This window comes from Ochrobactrum sp. SFR4, assembly GCF_019730395.1.
Lineage (GTDB): Bacteria > Pseudomonadota > Alphaproteobacteria > Rhizobiales > Rhizobiaceae > Pseudochrobactrum.
Genome location: NZ_JAAPBB010001171.1, coordinates 1 through 245, shown reverse-complemented (window position 1 = coordinate 245; position 245 = coordinate 1). Strand labels below are relative to the sequence as shown.

The following is a 245-nucleotide window of genomic DNA, read 5'->3' as shown; positions in this document are numbered from 1 at the left end:
CATCAACAGAAACAGGCGCAACAAAAAAACCTTTATTTGCTGCAGATCCCACCAGACGCTCCATTTCAAGACGGGTCAAAGCCTCACGCAGTGGCGTCGAACCAACTTGATACCTTTCACAAATCGCAGATAATCTGAGTGGGGTATTCGGCAACAGCCGCACCTCCACAATATCTTGCCGCAAAATTTGATAAATTTCTTCTGCTTTATTCACTGTAATTTGCCCCACTTATATAATTTACCTC

The 245-nt window shown here is 43.7% G+C and carries 1 protein-coding gene; it reads right to left on the bottom strand.

What is annotated here, in order from left to right; translation table 11 throughout:
- On the bottom strand, nucleotides 1-214 hold a 214-nt coding region (locus HBA93_RS22735; protein ID WP_353619436.1), incomplete at its 3' end, for a GntR family transcriptional regulator.
- Nucleotides 215-245: the final 31 nt, after the last annotated feature.